This is a genomic window from Streptomyces novaecaesareae, from assembly GCF_000716875.1.
In the GTDB taxonomy this organism is placed as follows: Bacteria; Actinomycetota; Actinomycetes; order Streptomycetales; family Streptomycetaceae; genus Kitasatospora; species Kitasatospora novaecaesareae.
Genome location: NZ_JNWQ01000021.1, coordinates 1 through 22,860 on the forward strand (window position 1 = coordinate 1; position 22,860 = coordinate 22,860).

Annotated in this window: 20 protein-coding genes and 1 tRNA gene; 11 read left to right on the forward strand and 10 right to left on the reverse strand. The window is 73.6% G+C overall.

What is annotated here, in order from left to right; translation table 11 throughout:
• Nucleotides 1–230: 230 nt before the first annotated feature.
• Nucleotides 231–1,319, reverse strand: a complete 1,089-nt coding sequence (locus OP86_RS10480; RefSeq protein ID WP_051829923.1) for a ThiF family adenylyltransferase — start codon at nucleotides 1,317–1,319, stop codon at nucleotides 231–233.
• A gap of 324 nt (nucleotides 1,320–1,643) precedes the next feature.
• On the opposite strand from OP86_RS10480, the gene OP86_RS10485 reads away from it, so the two are divergent.
• The gene (locus tag OP86_RS10485; RefSeq protein WP_078588377.1) at nucleotides 1,644–2,303 is read left to right on the forward strand and encodes a M48 metallopeptidase family protein; all 660 of its coding nucleotides are present in this window, start codon (nucleotides 1,644–1,646) and stop codon (nucleotides 2,301–2,303) included.
• A gap of 105 nt (nucleotides 2,304–2,408) precedes the next feature.
• On the opposite strand, the gene OP86_RS10490 is transcribed toward OP86_RS10485, so the two are convergent.
• Nucleotides 2,409–2,996, reverse strand: coding sequence for an NUDIX hydrolase (locus OP86_RS10490; protein ID WP_030057916.1), 588 nt, complete (start codon nucleotides 2,994–2,996; stop codon nucleotides 2,409–2,411).
• Complete coding sequence (locus OP86_RS10495; RefSeq protein ID WP_030254781.1) at nucleotides 2,993–4,513, reverse strand: zinc-dependent metalloprotease; 1,521 nt, start codon at nucleotides 4,511–4,513, stop codon at nucleotides 2,993–2,995. The genes OP86_RS10490 and OP86_RS10495 overlap by 4 nt, the downstream gene beginning before the upstream one ends.
• Nucleotides 4,514–4,711: 198 nt before the next feature.
• Between OP86_RS10495 and OP86_RS10500 the strand changes: the two genes are divergently transcribed.
• The 4 genes from OP86_RS10500 (at nucleotide 4,712) to OP86_RS10515 (ending at nucleotide 8,033) form a co-directional block, all read left to right on the forward strand.
• Nucleotides 4,712–5,860, forward strand: coding sequence for an NAD-dependent epimerase/dehydratase family protein (locus OP86_RS10500; protein ID WP_030254783.1), 1,149 nt, complete (start codon nucleotides 4,712–4,714; stop codon nucleotides 5,858–5,860).
• A gap of 138 nt (nucleotides 5,861–5,998) precedes the next feature.
• A complete protein-coding gene (locus OP86_RS10505; RefSeq protein WP_234434744.1) occupies nucleotides 5,999–6,439 on the forward strand; it encodes a molybdenum cofactor biosynthesis protein MoaE in 441 nt (146 codons plus the stop codon).
• A gap of 265 nt (nucleotides 6,440–6,704) precedes the next feature.
• Nucleotides 6,705–6,878 (forward strand): hypothetical protein, encoded by a 174-nt coding sequence (locus tag OP86_RS10510; protein ID WP_342447780.1) that lies wholly within the window; start codon nucleotides 6,705–6,707, stop codon nucleotides 6,876–6,878.
• Between the two features lie 42 nt (nucleotides 6,879–6,920).
• Nucleotides 6,921–8,033: a YlbL family protein gene (locus OP86_RS10515; RefSeq protein ID WP_030057922.1), complete on the forward strand. Its 1,113-nt coding sequence runs from the start codon at nucleotides 6,921–6,923 to the stop codon at nucleotides 8,031–8,033.
• A gap of 39 nt (nucleotides 8,034–8,072) precedes the next feature.
• Here OP86_RS10515 and OP86_RS10520 read toward each other — a convergent pair whose 3' ends face one another.
• Nucleotides 8,073–8,645: a PPA1309 family protein gene (locus OP86_RS10520; RefSeq protein ID WP_030057923.1), complete on the reverse strand. Its 573-nt coding sequence runs from the start codon at nucleotides 8,643–8,645 to the stop codon at nucleotides 8,073–8,075.
• Nucleotides 8,646–8,881: 236 nt separating this feature from the next.
• Between OP86_RS10520 and OP86_RS10525 the strand changes: the two genes are divergently transcribed.
• The 3 genes from OP86_RS10525 (at nucleotide 8,882) to OP86_RS10535 (ending at nucleotide 14,417) form a co-directional block, all read left to right on the forward strand.
• Nucleotides 8,882–11,887, forward strand: coding sequence for a UPF0182 family membrane protein (locus OP86_RS10525; RefSeq protein ID WP_030254786.1), 3,006 nt, complete (start codon nucleotides 8,882–8,884; stop codon nucleotides 11,885–11,887).
• Between the two features lie 115 nt (nucleotides 11,888–12,002).
• A tRNA-Met gene (locus OP86_RS10530) sits at nucleotides 12,003–12,076 on the forward strand.
• Nucleotides 12,077–12,443: 367 nt separating this feature from the next.
• Entirely contained in the window at nucleotides 12,444–14,417 is a 1,974-nt protein-coding gene (locus OP86_RS10535; RefSeq protein ID WP_234434745.1) for a tetratricopeptide repeat protein, read from the forward strand.
• Between the two features lie 49 nt (nucleotides 14,418–14,466).
• Here the strand turns inward: OP86_RS10535 and OP86_RS10540 are convergent, their stop codons facing one another.
• Nucleotides 14,467–14,880 carry a Fur family transcriptional regulator gene (locus tag OP86_RS10540; protein ID WP_030057924.1) on the reverse strand — a complete coding sequence of 138 codons (414 nt, stop codon included), beginning with the start codon at nucleotides 14,878–14,880 and terminating at the stop codon, nucleotides 14,467–14,469.
• Between the two features lie 105 nt (nucleotides 14,881–14,985).
• On the opposite strand from OP86_RS10540, the gene OP86_RS10545 reads away from it, so the two are divergent.
• Nucleotides 14,986–16,461 (forward strand): catalase, encoded by a 1,476-nt coding sequence (locus OP86_RS10545; RefSeq protein WP_030254793.1) that lies wholly within the window; start codon nucleotides 14,986–14,988, stop codon nucleotides 16,459–16,461.
• 203 nt (nucleotides 16,462–16,664) lie between these two features.
• On the opposite strand, the gene hisN is transcribed toward OP86_RS10545, so the two are convergent.
• The 5 genes from hisN to OP86_RS10570 all read right to left on the reverse strand — a co-directional run bounded on the left by hisN (nucleotide 16,665) and on the right by OP86_RS10570 (nucleotide 21,255).
• The gene (gene hisN, locus OP86_RS10550; RefSeq protein WP_030254797.1) at nucleotides 16,665–17,462 is read right to left on the reverse strand and encodes a histidinol-phosphatase; all 798 of its coding nucleotides are present in this window, start codon (nucleotides 17,460–17,462) and stop codon (nucleotides 16,665–16,667) included.
• A gap of 80 nt (nucleotides 17,463–17,542) precedes the next feature.
• Complete coding sequence (locus tag OP86_RS10555; protein ID WP_030057925.1) at nucleotides 17,543–17,866, reverse strand: DMT family transporter; 324 nt, start codon at nucleotides 17,864–17,866, stop codon at nucleotides 17,543–17,545.
• 129 nt (nucleotides 17,867–17,995) lie between these two features.
• Entirely contained in the window at nucleotides 17,996–19,051 is a 1,056-nt protein-coding gene (rsgA, locus tag OP86_RS10560) for a ribosome small subunit-dependent GTPase A (RefSeq protein ID WP_030057926.1), read from the reverse strand.
• A gap of 15 nt (nucleotides 19,052–19,066) precedes the next feature.
• Complete coding sequence (gene aroA / locus OP86_RS10565; RefSeq protein ID WP_030057927.1) at nucleotides 19,067–20,398, reverse strand: 3-phosphoshikimate 1-carboxyvinyltransferase; 1,332 nt, start codon at nucleotides 20,396–20,398, stop codon at nucleotides 19,067–19,069.
• 131 nt (nucleotides 20,399–20,529) lie between these two features.
• Complete coding sequence (locus OP86_RS10570; protein ID WP_030057928.1) at nucleotides 20,530–21,255, reverse strand: M50 family metallopeptidase; 726 nt, start codon at nucleotides 21,253–21,255, stop codon at nucleotides 20,530–20,532.
• Nucleotides 21,256–21,393: 138 nt separating this feature from the next.
• Here OP86_RS10570 and OP86_RS10575 point away from each other — a divergent pair, with 138 nt between their 5' ends.
• Nucleotides 21,394–22,146: an SOS response-associated peptidase gene (locus OP86_RS10575; RefSeq protein ID WP_030254801.1), complete on the forward strand. Its 753-nt coding sequence runs from the start codon at nucleotides 21,394–21,396 to the stop codon at nucleotides 22,144–22,146.
• 28 nt (nucleotides 22,147–22,174) lie between these two features.
• The gene (locus OP86_RS10580; protein ID WP_030254805.1) at nucleotides 22,175–22,810 is read left to right on the forward strand and encodes an alpha/beta hydrolase family protein; all 636 of its coding nucleotides are present in this window, start codon (nucleotides 22,175–22,177) and stop codon (nucleotides 22,808–22,810) included.
• The last annotated feature ends 50 nt before the right edge of the window (nucleotides 22,811–22,860 follow it).

Here is a 22,860-nt window from a genome sequence, read left to right on the forward strand (position 1 = left end):
GCCCTGCCCCAGGCAGGGCGCGGGCCATGGGCCCTCCTGGCCATGGGCTCTCCTGGCCATGGGCTCTCCTGGCCATGGGCTCTCCTGGCCATGGGCTCTCCTGGCCATGGGCTCTCCTGGCCAGGAGGCCTCCCGTGTTGCTTCGGTGCCGGGCAGGGCGGCTGTTGAGCCTTGCAGCCGCCGGGCCCGCTCCCGTCACGCCGTGGTCTTCGGTCCCGTCATGCTCCTCCTCACCCCGGCGGCAGCGGCTGCCACAGGCACCCGCAGTCCGGGTGCCCGCGCAGCCGCAGCCGCCGGGGCATCCCGTCGCTCGCCGACACCTCGCACCATCCGTCCACGCTCGGCGGCCGACCGCCGTCCAGGTACACCTGCGCCTGCAGCGCGGCCAGCCCGGCGACCGCCGTCGCCAGGGCCGTGTCGCAGGCCGGTGTGCGCGCTTGCCCGGTGCCTCCGTGCGCCAGTTGGGCCAGGACGCGCGGCCAGGCCGCGTCCTCGTCCTCCCGCCGCAGCACCAGGCAGTGCCCGCACGCCGACATCCCGGGGATCACCAGCGGCCCGACGACGCCGAACTCCTCGACCACGCCCACGTACAGGTGCGGTACCCCGGCCCGGAGCAGTAGCCGTGCCTCGTACGTCCCGCCGGCGAACGCCGCGCTGCCGTCCCGGGGTGCGAGGACCACGAAGTCCGGCGGGGGATCACCGGGCTTCCGGCGCTGCGCCGGCACCGCCGGGCGGCCCGTGGCGCGCTGCACCGCCTCCCGTGCGGCCGTCGAGCGCAGCCGTCCGACGTCACCGGGTGGCAGCCCGGCGGGGGAGCAGTCGCCGGGCTTCACCCGGCCTGCGTCGGCGACCGTGACGGTGCCCGTTCCGCCCGCGGCGAGCACCGCGGCCACGGCGACGCCGACCCGGCCCGCGCCGCGGACCTCGATCCGGGCGCCGGCCCGGCGGGCCAGGACCGCCGGGCCGGCGCCCGGGCCGGAGTGGACCAGCGAGAGCGAGGCGAGGTCGGGCCCGAGCAGTTCCCGGTGTGGTTGGGGGAAGCGGGCCAGCGCCCTGTCGGCCGCTTCCGCGTCGTCCAGCAGCCCGATCTCCTCCAGTTCGGTCAGCAGGGTGTCGGCCGGTTCGCGGCCGAGCCCGACGCGCTCGCCGGCCTCCAGGAGCGCGGGCCTGTCACGTGTTCCGTCGACGAGCCCCAGGAAGTCGCACAGGGTCTTGTCGGCGTTGCCGAGCACCCCCGCGAAGCGGGTGACGGTGCCGAACTGCAGGGTCTCTTTGTCCCGCCAGCTGCGGGACAGGGCGGGCTTCAACGCGAGGCGCACGGCGATCTCCCTTCCGATCGTTTCCGGACGGCTGACCGCAGCATGCCCCATCGGGCCGACGGCGTGCGCAAAGTTATCCACAGGCCCATGCGCATGATCACATGATCGGTTCGAGTCTCCTGTGGATAACTGGCCATCCTCCCCGTCGTCGATTTCCGGACACCCTTCGTCGACTTTTCGTTCCCGATCACTCCATGAAAGATTCCGGCCACGGCAGCGGACTTCTGTCCGTGGTACCGGGTAACGTCGTGTGCCATGGCAGCCGAGCGGGACTCCCATCCACCGGCGTCGCGTCGGCGTGCCCGTGCAGCATCCGGGTCACAGATGGCGGCGCCGAGCACGCGCGGGCGCCGGGACCAGAACCAGCAGTCGAGGCCGGCGTCGCCGCAGCACCCGCCCGCGGGGGTCGTCCCCCCGGAGCCGCACGACCGCAGCCGGGTCGAGGTGCGGCGCAGCGCCCGCCGCAGTCGCACCGTCTCCGCCTACCGCGAGGGTGACCGCACCGTCGTGCTGATCCCGGCCCGGATGTCGCACGCCGAGGAGCAGCGCTGGGTCGCGCAGATGCTGGAGAAGCTCGCCGCCCAGGAGTCCCGGCGGATCCCCGGGGACGAGGCCCTGATGGCGCGGGCCCGCGAGCTGTCGGCCGCGTACCTGGACGACCGCGCCCACCCCAGCCAGGTCCGCTGGGTCACCAACCAGAACTCGCGCTGGGGCTCCTGCACGCCGAGCGAGGGCACGATCCGCCTCTCCCACCGGCTCCAGGGCATGCCGGAGTACGTGCTGGACTACGTGCTGCTGCACGAGCTGGCGCACCTGCTGGTGCCGGACCACGGCCCGGCGTTCTGGGCCCTGCTGGAGGCCTACCCCCGTACCGAGCGGGCCCGCGGCTACCTGGAGGGCGTGGTCTCCGCCGCCCGGCTGCCGCACATCCCCGGCGCCCGGCACGCGGACTCCGGGCCGGATCCGGCGGCCTCCTGCGGCTGAGGTCTGCCGGGAACGCCGGAGGGCGGCGGCGGAACCGGCGGTGGAACCACACGACAGAAGGGGGCGCGGGCCGTATCGGCCCGCGCCCCCTTCTCGTGCCGCACCTCAGCCGGTCAGCTGCCGTGCCCGGGCCACCAGGTCGCGCACCGAGTGGTCGGTGAGCTCCGGCAGCCGGTCGTAGTCGAACCAGCGCAGGTCCAGCGACTCCTCGCTGATCAGCGCCTGCGCGCCGGCCGGGGCCAGCGCGATGTACTGGACGTCCAGGTGGGTGTTCTCCGGCCGGTCCTTGCCGGTGCAGCGGACCTGGTGGCGGTCCAGCTTGACCGGTACGGGGGCGCCGTCCGACTCCAGCAGGACCAGGTCGGGGATGCCGGACTCCTCGACGGCCTCGCGCAGCGCGGCCGAGGCGAGGTCGCGGTCGTCGGGCTCGCAGTGCCCGCCCATCTGCAGCCACATGCCGACCTTGGGGTGCAGGGTGAGCAGCACCCGCCCGGCCGCCGGGTCGACGACCGCCGCGCTCGCGGTGATGTGCGCGGGCAGGCAGGACCGGTACAGGCCCTCCGGCTGCGCGGCCAGGTGCTCCAGGTAGTCGAGCCGCAGCTGCTCCTGGTCCTCGTCGGCGGGCCGCCAGGCGGACAGGGTGCGGACGGCGTCCGCGTGCAGGGTGGACGCGGACGTCCCGGTGTCCGTCATGCGGTGGGCTCGCTCTTCCCGTCGGTGTCGGTGTCGTCGGTCTTCGGCTTCTCGTCGCCCTTGGTGAGGTCGGGCTTGCCGGCCGCGGCCTCGCCGAGCAGCTTGTCGATGGCGTCGAAGTCGATGCCGCCCTCCAGCTCGTCCCCGGAGCCGCGGTGCACGAAGGCGTCCGGGTCGTCCAGGTCGGCGGCGGTGGGCAGCATGTCCGGGTGCTCCCAGAGCGCGTCGCGGCCCTCGACGCCGCGGGCGTCGGCGAGCAGCGCCCACAGCCGGGAGGCGTCGCGCAGGCGGCGCGGGCGCAGTTCCAGGCCGACCAGGGTCGCAAAGGTCTGCTCGGCGGGCCCGCCGGCCGCGCGGCGGCGGCGGACGGTCTCGCGCAGCGCGCCGGCCTGCGGCAGGTGCGGTTCGGCGGCGGCGTGCACGACGGCGTCGACCCAGCCCTCGACCAGCGCGAGCGCGGTCTCCAGGCGGGCGAGCGCGGCCTTCTGCTCCGGGGTGTCCTCGGGCTGCAGCAGGCCGCCGGCCAGGGCGTCCTGGAGGGCCTCGGGGTTGGTCGGGTCGAGCTGGCCGACGAGCTCCTCCATGCGGGAGGTGTCGACCTTGATGCCGCGCGCGTAGGCCTCGACGGCGCCCAGCAGGTGGGCGCGCAGCCACGGCACGTGGGCGAAGAGGCGCTGGTGGGCGGCCTCGCGCAGGGCGAGGTAGAGGCGGACCTCGTCGGCGGGCACGCTCAGGCCCTCGCCGAACTCGGCGACGTTCTGCGGCAGCAGCGCGGCCTTGCCGGCCGGGGCGAGCGGCAGGCCGATGTCGGCGGAGCCGACCACCTCGCCGGCGAGTGCGCCGAGCGCCTGGCCGATCTGGGTGCCGAACATGGCGCCGCCCATGGAGCGCATCATGCCCATCAGCGGGCCGGCCATGGCCTGCATCTCCTCGGGCAGGACGCCGCCCATGGCGTTGCCGACCCGCTCGGCGACCGGGTCGACCAGGTCCTTCCAGACCGGGAGGGTGGCCTCGATCCACTCGGCGCGGCTCCAGGCGACGGCGGTGCCGGCGCCGGAGGGGAACTCGGTGGCGCCGTCGAGCCAGAGGTCGGCCAGGCGGACGGCCTCGGCGACGGCGGAGCGCTCCGCGGCGCTGACCGAGCGGTCCTTGCTCTTGCCCTCGGCGGGCTCGGCGACCACGCTCTGGCGGGCGATGTTGGTGGCGAGGTCCCAGTTCACCGGGCCGCCCTCGAACGAGAGCATCTGCCCGAGCTGCTGGAACGCGGCGCCGAGGTCGCCGGGGTTCATGCCGCCGAACATCGCGGCGAAGGGGTTGTCGGCCCCGGCGCCGCCGGGGGCGCCCGGCATGCCGAAGATCGCGCCGAAGGGGTTGCCGGCCCCGAAGCCGAACGGCTGCGGGCCGTTGCCGGCGCCGGACTGGTCCTGGTCCTTCTTCTGCTGCGCGTCGTCGGGCTTGGCCTTGCCGTCCTCGGGCTCCTCGGGCGGAACGCCGAATCCGAAGGGAAGGTCGCTCACGGGGTCCTCGATCCGGTCGGCCGTCATACGGGTGTGGCGGAAAAGTCTGCGCCCGGGGCGGCGGCGGAGTGGGGGACTCGGGGGCGGCTCCCGCGCGGCTGGCCCGCGCCGGGTGCACCGCCGGGCCTTCGCCTCGGGCAGGATGGACGTACGTGACACACGTCCGTACGCACATAAGCTAACCGTGGAGGATGGCCGGTGAGTTCCCCGCCTTCGGACGTTCGCTCTGGGCTGACCGGAGGAGAGGACGCGTCGGACACCACGGCGTCGCCGCCTCCAGCCTACGGCGGACGGCCGCTGACCGTGGCGGTGACGGGTGCCGCAGGCGTGCTGGGGGAGCGGGTCGCGGCGCGGCTGGTGGCCTCCCCGCACGTGCGCAAGGTCCTGGCGGTGGACGACCGGCGCGGCGACGTGCCGGGCGTGCAGTGGCGGGTGCTGGACGTACGGGATCCGGCGGTGGCCGAGCGGCTGGCCGGGGTCGACGTGGTGGTGCACCTGGCGATGGACTTCGGCATGGAGTCCGACCCGCGGGCCCGCAGCGCCTACAACGTGCGCGGTGCGCAGACGGTGCTGACCGCGGCCGCGGCCGCCGGGGTGCACCGGGTGGTGCTGTGCACCTCGGCGATGGTCTACGGCGCGCTGGCCGACAACGAGGTGCCGCTGGCGGAGGACTCCGAGCTGCGGGCGACCGAGGAGGCCTCGCTGGTCGGGGACCTGCTGGAGATCGAGCGGCTGGCCCGCCGGGCGCCGCGCGCCCACCCCGGGCTGCAGGTGACGGTGCTGCGCCCGGCGGTCGTGGTGGGCCCGGGCGTGGACACCGTGCTGACCCGGCACTTCGAGGCGCCCCGACTGCTGGTGGTGGCCGGCTCGCGCCCGTGCTGGCAGTTCTGCCACGTGGACGACCTGGCGGCGGCGCTGGAGTACGCGGCGTTGGGCCTGGTCGAGGGCGAGGTGACGGTCGGCTGCGACGGCTGGCTGGAGCAGGAGGACGTGGAGCGGCTGTCGGGGATCCGGCGGATGGAGCTGCCGGCCGCGCTGGCGCTCGGGACGGCGGCCCGGCTGCACCGGCTGGGGCTGACCCCGGCCCCGGCGGGGGACCTGGCGTACACGATGTACCCGTGGGTGGTGTCCGGCAGCCGGCTGCACGAGGCGGGCTGGCGGCCGGCGCACACCAACGAGCAGGTGCTGGCCGAGCTGCTGGCGCAGGTGTCGGGCAAGCACGCGGTGGCGGGGCGCCGGCTGGGCGGCAAGGAGGCCGCGACCAGCCTGGGGGCGGCCGGGGCGACGGTGGCGCTGGTCGGTACGGCGGCGCTGGTGCGCCGGGCCCGCAAGCGGCGCCGGTTCTGAGCGGGCGCCGGTCGCCCGATCGGGGCCGCCGGTCCTTGCGTGTCTCGCGTGTCTCGCGATTCTCACGATGCGAAATTTCGAGATCGTGATGCGGAAGACCCTTGCCCCGTCCCGGCCCGGATGAGGAATCATGGGGTCATGTCCGAGAACCACGACCCCATCCGGCTGCTCGCCGTCCGCGACACCCCGCTCTCGCTGGACGAGGTGTACGAGGCGGTCGGTGACGACGCGGCCGGCGGCACCACCGTCTTCGTCGGGACGGTCCGTGACCACGACGGCGGCAAGTCGGTCGCCGCACTGGAGTACAGCTGCCACCCGAGCGCCGAGCAGGAGATGCGCCGGATCGCCGAGAAGGTCGTCGCGGACTTCCCGGTCCGGGCGCTCGCGGCGGTCCACCGGATCGGCCGGCTGGAGATCACCGACAAGGCCGTGATCGTCGCCGTCTCCTGCGCCCACCGCGGTGAGGCCTTCGCGGCCGCCCGCCGGCTGATCGACGACCTCAAGCACGAGGTGCCGATCTGGAAGCACCAGGTCTTCGCCGACGGCGAGGAGGAGTGGGTCGGTGCCGGCGGCTGCTGAGACGCTCCCCGGGACCGGCGGGACCGGTGGGACGGCGGGACCAGCGGGAACGCCGGAACCGCGGGCACGTCCCGCGCGTCTGTCGGATCAGGCGCGCCGGGGCCTCACTCGAACGGGTCCGGAACAGCGCCCCGAATACTCCCTGGAAGTGAGCCGATCGGCCGTCCCGTAACCCGGATGGCGCCGGCTGCGTTGTCCGCCGGAGTGGTTAGTCTGCTCATAGACACGACGAGCTGGGAGTACTGATATGGGTGCGCTCGCCTGGTTGATCATTCCGGTTGTCGCCGTCCTACTCGCCGCGCTCTGGGCGGTCTGGGCCCAACGGGCCCCGCGGGCCACGGGGGATCCGGCCTCGCTCGCCGAGCACCGGCGCTTCATGGCCGCCATGGAACGCACCACGGCAGGGAGCACGGCCCCCGGCGAGGGCGTCGGCCGGTAGCCCGGCGGGCGTCGCGTCACCCGCGTCCCGTACTGTCGAGGCATGCCACGCCGCTCCGCGACGATGCTCGCTGCCACCCTGCTGCTCATAGCGCTGCTCTGCGTCTCGGTGCTGATGAAGGTGCCGTACACGGAGATGAGCCCGGGGCCGACGTACAACACGCTCGGCAACCAGGGCGGCAAGTCGGTGATCAGCATCGCGGGGCATGACTCGTACCCGACCAGCGGGCACCTCAACATGACGACCGTGCAGGTCACCGGGGCCAAGTACGAGCCCAGCCTGGTCAACGCGGTGGTCGGCTGGCTGCGCGACGACGTGCTGGTGGTGCCGCACGACAACGTGTACCCGAAGGGGCAGTCGGACGCCGACGCCAAGAAGCAGAACGCGGAGGAGTTCGCCTCCTCCGAGGACAGCGCCCGCACCGCGGCGCTCAAGCAGCTGGGCATCCCGGTCGGCAGCGAGCTGATCGTCAAGTCGGTCACCGCGGGCGCCCCGGCCGAGGGCCGGCTGCACGCGGGCGACCAGATCGTCGCCGTCGACGGCGCGCCGGTCGGCTCGGTCGAGCAGGTCGTCGCCGCCGTCACCAAGCACAAGCCGGGCGAGTCGGTGGTCTTCACCGTCGTGCCGCGGGTCAAGGACGCGGCCGGCAACGCCGCCGCGGCGCCGGGGGCGAGGACGGACGTCACCGTCCCGACCGTACGGGCCAAGGACCTCGACCCGAAGGCCCCGGCCGAGCGGGCCGAGCTCGCGGTGATCGGCATCGGCACCGGGATCCGGCACACCTACCCGTTCCAGATCGACATCGGCCTGCAGGACGTCGGCGGCCCGAGCGCCGGCCTGATGTTCTCGCTCGGCATCATCGACAAGCTGACCCCGGGCGGAGACCTCACCGGCGGGAAGTTCGTCGCGGGCACCGGCACCATCGACGACGACGGCAAGGTCGGCCCGATCGGCGGGATATCGATGAAGCTGATCGCCGCCCGGGACGCCGGGGCCGAGTACTTCTTCACCCCGTCCTCGAACTGCGCCGAGGCCACCAAGAGCATCCCGTCCGGGCTGACCCTGATCAAGACGGACACCCTGGACGGCGCGCTGAAGTCGCTGGAGCAGGTCCGCTCCGGGCAGACCTCCGCGCTGCCGTCCTGCGCCAAGTAGTCCTCGGGGGGCGTACCGGGCGGCGTTCTGCGCGGCGTCCTAGGAGAAGGTCGCCAGCAGGGCCTCGGTCAGGCCGGGCACCAGGTCCGGGCCGGTCAGCACCTCGCGGGCGACGTCCTTGGAGCGCAGCCGCAGGGCGATCTCCTTGCGGCCGTCGCGCAGCACCGCGGCGGTGATCCGCACCTCCTCGCGCTTGGGGTGGTTGGCCACCCACTCGGCGAGCTGGGCGTCGGAGGCGCCGCGCGGGCGGGACTGCTCGGCGCCCGGGGGCAGCATCAGGCGCTCGACGACCAGGGCGCAGCCGGCCACCGCGTCGGGCCAGGCGATGGTGCCGAGGAACTTGTCGAGCTCCATCCCGGCCGGCAGCTCGTCCTGCTCGACCGGGGTGAGGCCGGGCTCGTCGCCGTCGGCGAGGCCGAGCTGCTTGGCGATCCGGGGGTCGGCCTTGCGCAGGGCGGCGCTGTCCACCAGGGCGAACAGTCGGGCCGGGAGGTCCCAGCCGAGGGTGGCGGCGTACTCGTCGATCTCCAGCGCGGCCCGGGTGAGCGGGGACGCGGCCGGGAGCTTGGAGACGTCGTCGGGGGAGTTGGTGAATGCAGACGCGTCGGACATGCCTCAATCCTCACACGCCGGGCGGGGCGCGCCCGCCGGGGCGACGGCCGGGGACGGGTCGCCCGGGCCCCGGCACCGGGTCGGAGCGCCCGGAGGCGAGCGGGCGAATCACAGCGAGCGGGCGAGTCACAGTAACCGTCTGCTAACGGCGGGAACTCGGCCAAAGCCTGGTTAAGTTGCTCTGACGACCGATCGATCCCAGACGACACAGCTGAGGTGCCACCGTGGTATTCCAGATGCCGGAACGCTCAGGGCCGGGTTTCCGGCGAAGGGTGGGCCCGCCCTCGCGGCGGGCGCGGGTGGCCCTGCTGACCCTGGGCGTGCTCGCGGTGCTGTTCCTGCTGTTCGTCATGTTCGCGGGCTTCTGGACGGACTGGCTGTGGTTCAGGTCCGTCCACTACTCCTCGGTGTTCACCACCCAGCTGTGGACCAAGATCGGGCTGTTCGCGGTGTTCGGCCTGCTGATGGCGGTGATCGTCGGCTTCAACATCTGGCTGGCGCACCGGCTGCGGCCGCCGCTGTCGGCGATGTCGGTGGAGCAGCAGAGCCTGGACCGCTACCGGGCCGGCCTGGCGCCGTTCAAGCGCTGGGCGCTGATCGGCGTCTCGCTGGTGATCGGCCTGGTGGCGGGCGCCGCGGCGTCCGGCCAGTGGCGGACCTGGCTGATGTGGACGAACTCCACGTCCTTCGGCGAGAAGGACGCCCAGTTCGGCATGGACGTCTCCTTCTACGCCTTCGACCTGCCGTTCTACGAGTTCGTGCTGGGCTTCGCGTTCAGCGCGGTGATCGTCTCCCTGCTGACCTCGGCGCTGGTGCACTACCTGTACGGCGGGCTGCGGCTGCAGGGCCCGGGCCGGCGGGCGAGTGCGGGCGCGCAGGGGCACCTGGCGGTGCTGCTGGGCGTGTTCGTGCTGCTGAAGGCCGTCGCGTACTGGCTGGACCGGTACGCGCTGGCGGTCAAGACCGGCTCGTACAAGGGTGTCTCGGGCTGGACGGGCCTGCGCTACGTGGACGCCAACGCGTTCCTGCCGGCCAAGACCATCCTGTTCTTCGTCGCGATCATCTGCGCGGTGCTGTTCTTCCTGACCCCGGTCCGCCGCACCTGGGCGCCGGCCCTGATCGGGCTGGGGCTGATGGTGCTGTCGGCGGTGCTGATCGGCGGCCTGTACCCGGCGATCGTGCAGCAGTTCCAGGTCAAGCCGAACGAGCAGGCCAAGGAGACGCCGTACATCCAGAAGAACATCGACGCGACGCGGCAGGCGTACGGCATCGCCGACTCCCAGACCACGCCGTACACCCCGCAGGGCTCGACCACCGGTGACGCGCTCAAGCCGGACGCGCAGACCATCGCGGACGTCCGGCTGCTGGACCCGAACATCGTCTCGCAGACGTTCCAGTCGCTGGAGCAGCAGCGCAACTACTACGCCTTCCCGAGCACGCTGGACGTGGACCGCTACGGCAAGGGCGCGGACAAGCAGGACACCGTGATCGGCCTGCGCGAGCTCGACCTCAACGGCGTGCAGCGCAACTGGATCAACGACCACTTCAAGTACACCCACGGCTACGGCGCGGCCGTCGCCAAGGGCAACCAGGTCGACGACAAGGGCGGGCCGGTGTTCACCGAGTCCGGTCTGCCGGCCACCGGCGCGCTGGGCGACTACGAGCAGCGGATCTACTACGGCGAGAAGACGACGACGTACTCGATCGTCGGCGGCTCGAACAAGGAGATCGACTACACCGACACCAAGACCGGCCAGAACGTGGAGTACACGTACGGCGGCGCGAGCGGTGTGTCGCTGGACAACCCGCTCACCCGGGCCGCGTACGCGGTGCGCTTCGCCGAGCCGCAGATCCTCTACGCGGGGGCGATCACCGACGGCGCCAAGGTGATCTACAACCGGACGCCGAAGGAGCGGGTGGAGAAGGTCGCGCCGTGGCTGTCGATCGACGCCGACCCGTACCCGGTGGTGCAGAGCGGCCACGTCGTGTGGGTCGTGGACGGCTACACCACCTCGGACGGCTTCCCGTTCTCGTCGAAGACGACGCTGGGCGCCGCGACCAAGGACTCGCTGACCAACCAGCGCGGTGAGCTGCTGACCGTCGCCAACCAGGTCAACTACATCCGCAACTCGGTCAAGGCCACGGTGGACGCCTACACCGGCGAGGTGAAGCTCTACCAGTGGGACGAGAAGGACCCGGTCCTGAAGACCTGGATGAAGGCCTTCCCCGGCACCGTCGAGCCGAAGGCGGACATCCCGCAGTCGCTGCTGCCGCACCTGCGCTACCCGCAGGACATGTTCAAGGTGCAGCGCGACCTGCTCGGGCAGTACCACGTGACGGACTCCAACTCCTTCTTCAACGGCAGCGACATCTGGCAGGTCCCGGTGGACCCGACCAGTGACACCAAGCAGGTCCAGCCGCCGTACTACGTGACGCTGCGCATGCCGGACGCCGCCGCCGCGAGCTTCTCGCTGACCAGCACCTTCGTGCCCAACCAGCGGCCCAACCTGGCGGCCTTCATGGCGGTCAACGCGGACCCGGGCGACGACTACGGGAAGATCCGCATCCTGAAGATGACGGGCGAGACCGGAGCGCCCGGCCCGGGCCTGGTGCAGTCGAAGTTCAACTCCCGCCAGGAGGTGGCCAACCAGATCTTCGCGCTGAAGAGCGGCGGCGACACCGAGCTGGAGTACGGCAACCTGCTGACCCTGCCGGTCGGCGGCGGGCTGCTCAACGTCGAGCCGGTGTACGTGCGCGGACGCGGCGCCAAGTACCCGACGCTGCAGAAGGTCCTGGCGGTGTACGGGGACGACAACGTGGCGTTCGAGAACACCCTGGAGGACGCGCTGAAGAAGCTGTTCGCCGGGCAGGCCCCGCCGGCCACGCCGGTCGCACCGTCCAACCCGGGCAGCGGGACGGCCCCGACCTCCCCGGCGACGCCGACCTCCCCGACGGCCCCGGCGACGCCCGCGCCCACCGCACCGGCCACGCCGGCACCGGGCGGGACGATCTCGCCCGAGCTGCAGAAGGCGCTGTCGGACGCGGCGAAGGCGTACGGCGACAGCCAGACCGCGTTCAAGAACGGCGACTGGGTGGCCTACGGCAACGCCCAGAAGGCGCTCGGCGACGCGCTGAAGGCGGCCGAGGCGGCCCGCGGCGGCAGCCCGGCCCCGGCTCCGACCTCGGGCGGCACCCCCGCCCCGGGGGCCGCGGGCACCGGATCGCCGAGCCCCCAGCCGTAGCCCAGGCCGTGGGCCCCGGCTGCAGCCCGCAGCCGGGGCCCACAGCCGGGGCCCGCTGAGCTGCGGTAACCGTTTTCCGTTCCACCCCGCGTCCGTGCTATGGTTCAACCACCGACGCGGGGTGGAGCAGCTCGGTAGCTCGCTGGGCTCATAACCCAGAGGTCGCAGGTTCAAATCCTGTCCCCGCTACAAAGGCCAGAGGCCCGGAGGATCCTTCCTCCGGGCCTCTGGTGTTTCCCGGGGTGTTTTCGCTCGGAAGCGGTGGGAACCGCTCCGGTACTATCGACCGTCGCCAAGGAGGACGGCAGCGGGGTTTGTGAGGTTGAAGTGTCGGGAAATCGACAAAGCGCCGAAGCAATTTCGTCGGCTTCGGGTCAGCCCCGCCCGAATTCGGCCGGGGCAGGTGTACGCGGGTAGCGGGTGATGCGACGATGGGACACATGGGGGACGGTGCACGGCTGCTGACCGGCCGTCGGGTCCGGCGCCTCTCCTGGGAGTCCCCCCGGCCGCACGCCGGGGCACGATGCCGCGACACTCTGGGGGAGCGGGAGTCGGCATGAGGCTGATCGGCAAGTCAGGCGCAAAGCCCTCGGCGGCCGTCGAGGCGGACACCGACGCCTGGGCGGAGAGCGCCGAGAGCCCCGAGAACCGTCCCGGAACCCTGCCCGCCCAGCGCACCAGCGGCCTGTCCGAGCGGCCCGCCCCGGGCTGCGGCCCGGACAGCCTGGTCCACGTGTCCACCCGTCAGTTCGCCGCCGCCGTCGGCGCCTACGGGGAGCAGCCCGACGGGGAGCCGGCCCCCGGCGCCGCGCTCGACCCGGCCGGCCTGGACCCGACCAGCTTCGAGACCGCGCTCGCCGCCCGGGAGTCCGCCGCGCTGGAGGCCCGGCACCGGCAGGCCGCCGACGCCGGGGACCCGGACGCCGCCGGCCGGCTGGGCACTCTGCTGCTGCGCCGCGGCGACCTGGAGGACGCCGAGCCGTACCTGCGCGCCGCCGCGGCCGCCGGGGTGCGCGCCGCCGCCAACAACCTCGGCGTGCTGCTGCACCAGCAGGGCCACCGGGGCGAGGCCGCCCAGTGGTGGCGCCAGGCCGCCGTCGCGGGCAGCGCACCGGCCGCGCACGCGCTCGGGCTGCAACTGCGCGACCAGGGCGAGGAGGAGGCCGCCGAGTACTGGCTGCACTTCGCCGCCGACCACGGGCACCCGCTGGGCGCCTACGCGCTGGGCGACCTGATGGAGCACCGCCGGGACGTGCGGGCCGAGCGCTGGTTCAAGGTCTCCGCGGACGCCGGGCACCGCGAGGCCGCCTACCGGCTGGCCCGGATGCGCGAGGCCGCCGGGGACAAGGAGACCGCCGAGGCCTGGTACCGCACCGCCGCCGCCCGCAGCCACGCCCGCGCCGCACTGCGCCTGGGCGTGCTGCTGGAGGAGCGCGCCCGCACCGACCAGCCGCTGCTGGAGGAGGCGGCCCGCTGGTACCGGCAGGCCGCGCAGAACGGGGAGCCGCGCGCGGCCTGCGCGCTGGGCTTCCTGCTGCGCGACTCCGGGGACGTGGCGGCCGCCGCCGAGTGGTGGCAGGAGGCCGCCGAGGCCGGGGACGGCAACGCCGCCAACGCGCTCGGCGCCCTGCACGCGAGCCGCGGCGAGGCCAAGGAGGCCGAGCACTGGTACCGCGCGGCGCTGGACGCGGGCGACCAGAACGGCGCCTTCAACCTCGGCCTGCTCTGCGCCGGCGCCGGCCGCGAGCAGCAGGCCGAGCAGTGGTACCGCCGGGCCGCGTACGCCGGGCACCGGGAGGCCTGCAACGCGCTGGCCGTGGTGCTGCTGCAGCGCGGCGACGAGTCCGGCGCGGAGCCGTGGTTCTCCAAGGCGGCCGAGGCCGGCAGCGTGGACGGCGCCTTCAACCTCGGCGTGCTGCACGCCGGGCGCGGCGAGCAGCGGCAGGCCCAGGAGTGGTACGCGCGGGCCGCCGCCGAGGGGCACGGCGAGGCGGCGCTGCAGCTGGCCGTCGCCCAGGAGCAGCGCGGCAACCTGGCCGGGGCGCTGGACCGCTACCGGCAGGCGGCGGCCGGCGGCTCGGCGGAGGGGGCGTTCCGGCTGGCCTCGCTGCTGGACCGGCGCGGGGACGCGGACGCCGAGGCCGAGCACTGGTACGCCCTGGCCGCCGACGCCGGGCACCGGCGGGCCCAGGTGCGGATGGGCGTACGGGCGGCCGAGCGCGGGGCGCTGGAGATCGCCGAGAGCTGGTACCGGCGGGCCGCCGAGGCGGGCAGCCGCAGCGCCGCGTTCAACCTGGGGCTGCTGCTGGCCCGCCAGGACAGTGAGGCCGAGGCGATGCTCTGGTACACCCGGGCCGCCGACGCCGGGCACGGGCGGGCCGCGCTGCGGCTCGCGCTGCTGGCGCTGCGCCGGGGCGAGCCGGTGCAGGCGGAGAACTGGTGCCGGCGGGCGATCGACTACGGGCCGGCCGAGGTCGCGGAGCGGGCCGGGCGGCTGCTGGGTGCGCTGCACGCGGAGCTGAGCGCGTAGCCGGGCGGGTGGCGGCGGGGCTCGACGGTGGTTGCGCCCGACCGCCCTGCTACGGGCGGCAGTCGGGGCACAGGCCGCGGTAGGTGACCTCGGCGGCGGTGACGGTGAAGCCCAGGCGCTCGGCGGCGGGCAGCGCGGCGAGCGGGTCGCCGTGCGGGTGGACGTCGCGGATCGCGCCGCAGCCCGAGCAGACCAGGTGCTGGTGGGCGCGGTGCGCGTTGGGGTCGTAGCGCCGGGCGCGGCCGTCGGTGGCGACCTCCAGGACCTCGCCGAGGGCGACCAGTTCGCCGAGCGTGTTGTAGACGGTGGCGCGGCTGATCTCGGGCAGCCGGGCCGCCGCACGGGCGTGCACCTCGTCGGCGGTGAGGTGCACGTGGTCGCCGTCCAGGACCTCGGCCACGACCCGGCGCTGCGAGGTCAGCCGCCAGCCGCGTCCGCGCAGTCTCTCCAGCAGGTCGCTCATGGGATTCAGGGTAAGTCAGGTCTCGGATTGGTTCCAGTGTTGACTTGGACAAAGTCCAAGTTAGGATCGTGTCATCACGACCGGATACCCGTGGAGGCACCCGTAATGACCACGCAGGACGAGCTGCGCCCGACCCTGACCACGGAGGCGGGTGCCCCCGTCGCCGACAACCAGAACACCGAGACCGCGGGCATCGGCGGCCCGGCCCTGATCCAGGACCAGCTGCTGTTCGAGAAGCTCGCACGCTTCAACCGCGAGCGGATCCCGGAGCGCGTGGTGCACGCCCGCGGCGCCGGGGCGTACGGCACCTTCACGGTGACCGCCGACGTGACGCCCTGGACCCGGGCGGCCTTCCTGTCCGAGATCGGCAAGCAGACCGAGGTCTTCCTGCGCTTCTCCACCGTCGCGGGCAACCTCGGCGCGGCCGACGCGGTGCGCGACCCGCGCGGCTTCGCGCTGAAGTTCTACACCGAGGAGGGCAACTACGACCTCGTCGGCAACAACACCCCGGTGTTCTTCATCAAGGACGCCGTCAAGTTCCCGGACTTCATCCACACCCAGAAGCGCGACCCGTACACCGGCTCGCAGGAGGCCGACAACGTCTGGGACTTCTGGGGCCTGTCGCCCGAAGCCACCCACCAGGTCACCTGGCTGTTCGGCGACCGCGGCATCCCCGCCTCGTACCGGCACCTGAACGGCTACGGCTCGCACACCTTCCAGTGGCAGAACGAGGCCGGCGAGCACTTCTGGGTCAAGTACCACTTCAAGACCGACCAGGGCATCCGCAACCTCACCCAGGCCGAGGCCAACACCCTCGCCGGCGAGGACCCGGACAGCCACCAGCGCGACCTGCGCGAGTCGATCGAGCGCGGCGAGTTCCCCAGCTGGACCGTGCAGGTCCAGGTCATGCCGGCCGCCGACGCGGCGACCTACCGCTTCAACCCCTTCGACCTGACCAAGGTCTGGCCGCACGCCGACTACCCGCCGATCGAGATCGGCCGGCTGGAGCTCAACCGCAACCCCGACAACGTCTTCGCCGAGGTCGAGCAGTCGGTCTTCTCCCCCGCCCACTTCGTGCCCGGCATCGGCCCGTCCCCGGACAAGATGCTCCAGGGCCGGCTGTTCGCGTACGCCGACGCCCACCGCTACCGGGTCGGCATCAACGCCGACCACCTGCCGGTGAACCGCCCGCACGCCACCGAGGCCCGCACCAACGGCCGCGACGGCCACCTGTACGACGGGCGGCACGGGCGGCAGAAGAACTACGAGCCGAACAGCTTCGGCGGCCCGGTGCAGACCGGCCGCCCGCTGTGGGCCGCCACCGCCGTCGACGGCAGCACCGGCAACCACGTCGCGCCCTCGCATGCCGAGGACGACGACTTCGTGCAGGCGGGCAACCTCTACCGGCTGTACGCGGAGGACGAGAAGCAGCGGCTGATCGCCAACCTGGCCGGCTTCATCGCCAAGGTCTCGGCCGACCGCGAGGACATCGTCGAGCGGGCGATCGACAACTTCCGCAAGGCCGACGCCGACTACGGGCAGCGGCTGGAGGAGGCGGTCCGGGAGCTGCGCAAGCAGTAGCACCGGACCCGACGAAGCGGCGGGCCCTGTGACCAGCTCCCACTGGTCACAGGGCCCGCACTGTTACTCGCCCGCTCGCCTCCGGGGCGCTCGGGCCCGGTGCCGACGGTCGGCGCTCCGGCGCTCGTGCCTCGCTGGTCGCTTCTCGCTTTCGGCACCGGCGCGTCCCTTCGGCTCGGGGCGGGGACTCGCCCGCTCGCCGGTCAGACCGACAGGCGGCGCAGCGCTTCCTCGTGCAGCAGGCCGTTGGAGGCGACGGCGTCGGCGCCGCCCGGGCCGGGGACGCCGTCCAGGCCGGTGAAGCGGCCGCCGGCCTCCTCGACGATGACGGCGTTGGCCGCCATGTCCCACAGCGACAGCTCGGGCTCGGCGGCGATGTCGACGGCGCCCTCGGCGACCATCATGTAGGACCAGAAGTCGCCGTAGGCGCGGGTGCGCCAGCAGGCGCGGGTGAGGTCCAGGAACGGGTCGAGGCGGCCGCGCTCCTCCCAGCCGCTGAGCGAGGAGTAGGAGAAGGAGGCGTCCTCGATCCGGGAGACGCCGGAGACGTGGATCCGGGAGGCCTTGGCCAGGCTGCGGCCGGCGAAGGCGCCGAGGCCCTTGGCCGCCCACCAGCGGCGCTGCAGCGCGGGGGCGGAGACGATGCCGACCACCGGGCGCTCGACGCCGTCCGGGCCGTCCTCCAGCAGGGCGATCAGGGTGGCCCAGACCGGGACGCCGCGGATGTAGTTCTTGGTGCCGTCGATCGGGTCGATCACCCAGCGGCGCGGGCCGGAGCCCTGCAGGCCGAACTCCTCGCCGAGGACCGCGTCGCGCGGGCGGGCGCGCTGGAGCACGCTGCGCACGAGCTCCTCGGCGGCCTTGTCGGCGTCGCTCACCGGGGTGAGGTCGGGCTTGGTCTCGATCTTGAGGTCGAGGGCGCGGAAGCGCTCCAGGGTGACCGAGTCGGCCGAGTCGGCGAGGACATGGGCGAGTCGGAGATCGTCGTGGTAGTCGGCCATGTCCGAAACCCTAGCGAGCCCGCCCGAATCGGCACAGCCGGGCTCGCGGAGCGGGACGGGGCCGTTCCGCCGGGTCCTCGCTAGTGGGCGGTGCCGCTGAGCTGGAGGCCGATGACGCCGGCGATCACCAGGGAGATCGAGACCAGCTTGAGCACCGAGGTGGTCTCGTCCAGGAAGAGCATGCCGTAGCTGGCGGTGCCGGCCGCGCCGATGCCGGTCCACACCGCGTAGGCGGGGCCGACCGGCAGGCTCTTCAGGGAGAGGGTGAGCAGGCCGAAGCTGCCGAGGGCGAACACGCAGAAGCTGACGGTGGGCCAGAGCTTGGTGAAGCCCTCGCTGAGCTTGAGGTTGATCGCGAAGCCGGTCTCCAGCAGGCCGGCCAGGACCACCAGGGCCCATGCCATCGCGTGCCCTCCCTGTCGATCGACGGGTCGGGCCGCGCTGTGGCCCGACTTTCCTATGATCGCCAGGCGGGCGCGGTCCGACACCTCGAACGGGCCGCGGACCCCGGGCAACGGCGCGGCGGACCGGGCTCAGTCGCCCTCGCGGGCCTCCTTGCTGGCCAGCAGGCGGCGCAGCGAGTAGAGCCGGGCGGCCTCGGCGTGGCCGTCGGCGACCCAGGCGTCCAGCGCGCAGTCCGGCTCGTCGTGGCTGCACGCGCGCGGGCAGTCGACGGTGCCGGGCTCCAGGTCGGGGAAGGCGTGGATGACCCGGGACGGGTCGATGTGCGAGAGGCCGAAGGAGCGGAAGCCCGGGGTGTCGATGACCCAGCCGGGGTTCAGCGCCTTCTTGGAGCCCGGCTTGGCGCCGGGCGGCGGGGGCAGCCGCAGCGCGAGCGCGGAGACGGTGGTGTGCCGGCCGCGGCCGGTGACCGCGTTGACGTGGCCGGTCTGCCGCTGGCGGTCCGGGACGAGGGCGTTGACCAGGGTCGTCTTTCCGACGCCGGAGTGGCCGATGAACACCGTCGAGAGCCCGCGCAGGTGCTCGCGGACGGCCTCGGCGCCGGCGGTCTCCAGCTCGTCGCGGCGGGTGACCACGTAGTCGATGCCGAGCGGCGCGTACGACTCCAGCAGCGAGGCGGCCGGCGCGAGGTCGGACTTGGTGAGCACCAGCAGCGGCTCCATGCCCGCGTCGTAGGCGGCCACCAGGCAGCGGTCGATCAGGCGGGGGCGCGGCTCGGGGTCGGCCAGGGCGGTGACGATGGCCAGCTGCTGGGCGTTGGCGACGACGATCCGCTCGTACGGGTCGTCGTCGTCCGCGGTGCGCCGCAGCACCGAGCCGCGCTCCTCGACCCGGACGATCCGGGCGAGGGTGTCGGCGTCCCCGGAGAGGTCGCCGACGATGTTGACGACGTCGCCGACGACGACGCCCTTGCGGCCCAGCTCGCGGGCCTTCATGGCGACGACCTGGCGCTCCTGCTTGGTGCCCGGGTCGACCAGGCAGGTCAGCCGGCCGCGGTCGACGGTCAGCACCATCGCCTCGGCGGCGTCCTCGTGTTTGGGCCGGATCCTGGTCCGCGGCCGGGAACCCCGGCGGGCGGGGCGGTTGCGGATGTCGTCCTCGTCGGCGTCCTTGCCGTAGCGGCGCATGGCTTCAGTCTCCGCTCAGGCGTCCGCCGCCGCTTCGCCGAGCAACTCGGCCCACATCGCGGGGAAGTCCGGCAGGGTCTTGGCGGTGGTGGCGACGTTCTCCACCTCGACGCCGGGCACGGCCAGGCCGAGCACCGCGGCGGCGGTGGCCAGGCGGTGGTCCTCGTAGGTGTGGAAGACGCCCCCGTGCAGCGGGCGCGGGCGGATCCGCAGGCCGTCCTCGGTCTCGGTGACGTCGCCGCCGAGGTCGTTGATCTCCTTGGCGAGCGCGGCGAGCCGGTCGGTCTCGTGCAGGCGCAGGTGGGCGATGCCGTACAGGTGGGACTCGGAGTCGGCGAGCGCGGCGACGGCCGCGATCACCGGGGTGAGCTCGCCGACGTCGTGCAGGTCGGCCTCGATGCCGTGGATCCGGCCGGTGCCGGTGAACTGCAGGCCCTCGTCGGTGAACTCGCAGGCGCCGCCCATCCGGGTGTAGATCTCGCGCAGCTGGTCGCCGGGCTGGGAGGTGTGCTTGGGCCAGTCCCGGACGGTGACGCGGCCGCCGGTGACCAGGGCGGCCGCGAAGAACGGCGCGGCGTTGGACAGGTCCGGCTCGACCACCAGGTCGCGGCCGATCAGGGCGCCGGGGGTGACCCGCCAGACGTCCTTCTCGCCGCCGTCCTCGGGGGCGTCGACCTGGGCCCCGGCCAGGCGCAGCATCTCGACGGTCATCCGGATGTGCGGCAGCGACGGCACCGGGCCGCCCACGTGCCGGACCTCGATGCCGTGGTTGTAGCGGGCGCCGGAGAGCAGCAGCGCGGAGACGAACTGGGACGAGGAGGAGGCGTCCAGCTCCACCGGGCCGCCGTCGAGCGAGCCGGTGCCGTGGACGGTGAGCGGGAAGGCGCCGCGGCCGCCGTCGTCGATGCGGGCGCCGAGCGCGCGCAGGGCGTTGATCACGCCGTGCTGGGGGCGCTCGTAGCAGCGCGGGTCGCCGTCGAAGTGCACCGGGCCGTCGGCGAGGACGGCGAGCGGGGGCAGGAAGCGCATGACCGTGCCGGCGTTGCCGACGTCGACCGAGGCGGGGCCGAGCAGCGCGGGGGCGGGGATGACCCGCCAGGCCTCGCCGCCGCCGGTGCCGCCGGCGTCGTTGTTGACCTTCTCCTCGATGGTGACCCCGAGGGCGCGCAGGCCGTCGGCCATCAGCTGGGAGTCGCGGCTGCGCAGCGGGCGGCGCACCCAGCCGGGCTTCTCGGCCAGTGCCGCCAGCACCAGGGCCCGGTTGGTGACCGACTTGGAGCCGGGGATGGTGACGGTGGCGTCGACGGGGCTGGTCGCGACGGGGGCGGGCCACAGGGTCTCGGTCATGTGGCAAGTCTAGGGGCCGTACCAGAACCGTTCCTGCGCCGGTTGGGCGGCGGGCCCGGGGCGGTTCGGTGCGGGGGTTGCGGCGGTTCGGTGCCGGGGTCGTGGGCGGGCCGGTGCGGGGCGGGCGGTGCTCAGTGCAGGGGCTGGAGCAGCCAGTCGGCGCCGAGGGCGAGGCAGGCGAGGGCGGTGAGCAGGAAGACGGTGACCCAGGCGAGGGCGGGGACGTGGGTGAGCCGGGCGAGCTGGTCGGCGTCGGAGTCGCGGGCCCAGCCGATGCGGCGCTGGTGCTGGAGCTCCAGGACGGGCCGGACGGCGCCGAACAGCAGGAACCAGCAGCCGAGGTAGGCGAAGCCGGCCTGGACCTGGGCGCTGCCGAACCAGGAGACCAGGAAGAAGGCGCCGCCGGCGACCAGGACGGTGAAGAGGCCGAAGGCGTTGCGGATGCGCAGGAGCAGGGCGAGCAGCAGGACGATCGCCAGCCACAGCAGCAGGGTGATCCGGTCGGCGGCGAGCAGGGCGGCGCAGCCGAGGCCGAGCAGGGCGGGGGCGGTGTAGCCGGCGGCGGCGGTGAGGACCATGCCGGGGCCGGTGGGGCGGCCGTAGGAGAGGGTGAGTCCGGAGGTGTCGGAGTGCAGCCGGATGCCGGCCAGCTTGCGGCCGGTGACCAGGGCGATCAGGCCGTGGCCGCCCTCGTGGGCGATGGTGACGGCGTTGCGGGCGACGTGCCACAGCGGGCGGGCGAGGACGGTGAGCAGGGCGGCGGCTCCGGTGGCCAGCACCAGCCAGCCGGGCGGGGCGGGCTGGGTGCCGGTGACCTCGCCCCACAGGGCGCTCAGGGTCTGATCGTCGGTGCTCATGCGGTCTTCCCCGCCTCCGTTCGCTGCGTTGGGCCGTTCGGGGCAGCCTCCCATGCGGGGACGGGCGGGCGGGAGCGGGCGGTTCTGGTCCTGGCGTGAACAAGTGATGAGGACGGGCGCCATGGCAAGCTGGCCCGCATGTGCGGTCGGTTCGCAGCCAGCAGCAAGCCCGAGTCCATCGTCGAGCTGTTCGACGTCGAGCAGTGGGATCCCGAGGAGACCCTGGACCCGAACTGGAACGTCGCGCCGACCAACAGCGCCTTCGTGGTGCTGGAGCGGATGGGCAGGGAGCAGCCCCGGGCGGTGCGGCAGCTGCGGGTGCTGCGCTGGGGGCTGGTGCCGCAGTGGTCGAACTCCGCCGAGACGGCCGTGAAGATGATCAACGCCCGGTCGGACACGGTGCACGAGAAGCCCTCGTACCGGCAGGCCTTCGCCGCGCGCCGGTGCGTCCTGCCGGTGGACGGCTACTACGAGTGGCAGACGGTGCCGGGCGAGCGGGGCAAGGCGCGCAAGAAGCCGTTCTTCGTCTCCCGGGCGGACGGCACCCCGCTGGCGCTGGCCGGGCTGTACGAGTTCTGGCGCAACCGGGCGGTGCCGCCCGGGCACCTGGAGGCGTGGCTGGTGACCTTCACGATCGTCACCACGGACGCCGAGGAGGCGCTGGCGCCGATCCACGAGCGGATGCCGCTGTTCCTCGACCCGGAGTCCTGGGACGAGTGGCTGGACCCCCGGCTGACCGACCCGGACGAGCTGCGCCGGCTGCTGATACCGCCGCCGCCCGGCGCGCTGCTGGCCACCCCGGTGTCGCCGGCGGTCGGCAGCATCCGCAACAACGGCCCGGAGCTCAAGGAACCGTGGGCCGAGGCCGAGTACGAGACCACCCTGTTCTGACGTGCTGTGCAGGATTGGAGTAGCGGAGATGACCACCGAAATCGTCCCCACCGAGGCCGGGGAGGCCAGGATCACCCACCACCGGGCGGCCGCGCCGAAGGCCGTCCTGGCGCTGGGGCACGGCGCCGGCGGCGGGATCGAGTCCCGGGACCTGGTGGCGCTGGCCGCGAGCCTGCCGGCGCGCGGGATCACCGTGGCGCTGGTCGAACAGCCCTGGCGGGTGGCGGGGAAGAAGCTGGGCCCGGCGCCGAAGACGCTGGACCTCGGCTGGCGGCCGGTCGCCGAGCACCTGGCCGGGCAGGGGCTGCCGCTGGTGGTGGGCGGGCGCAGCGCCGGGGCGCGGGTGGCCTGCCGGACGGGGGCGGACACCGGGGCGGTGGGGGTGGTGGCGCTGGCGTTCCCGCTGCACCCGCCGGGCAAGCCGGAGAAGAGCCGGGCGCAGGAGGTGCTGGACTCGGGGCTGCCGACGCTGGTGGTGCAGAGCGTGGCGGACCCGTTCGGCGGGCCCGGGGAGTTCCCGGAGCTGCCGGCGGGGCACGAGCTGGTGGCGGTGCCGTACGGCAGCCACGGCTTCGAGGTGCCCAAGCGGGCGCCGATGGGGCAGGACGAGGTGCTGGACCTGATCTGCGCGGCGGTGGGGGACTGGGTGCTGCGGCTGCTGTGAGCGGGTGCGGTGAGCCGGTGCCGTGAACGGGTGCGGTGAGCGGGTGCGGT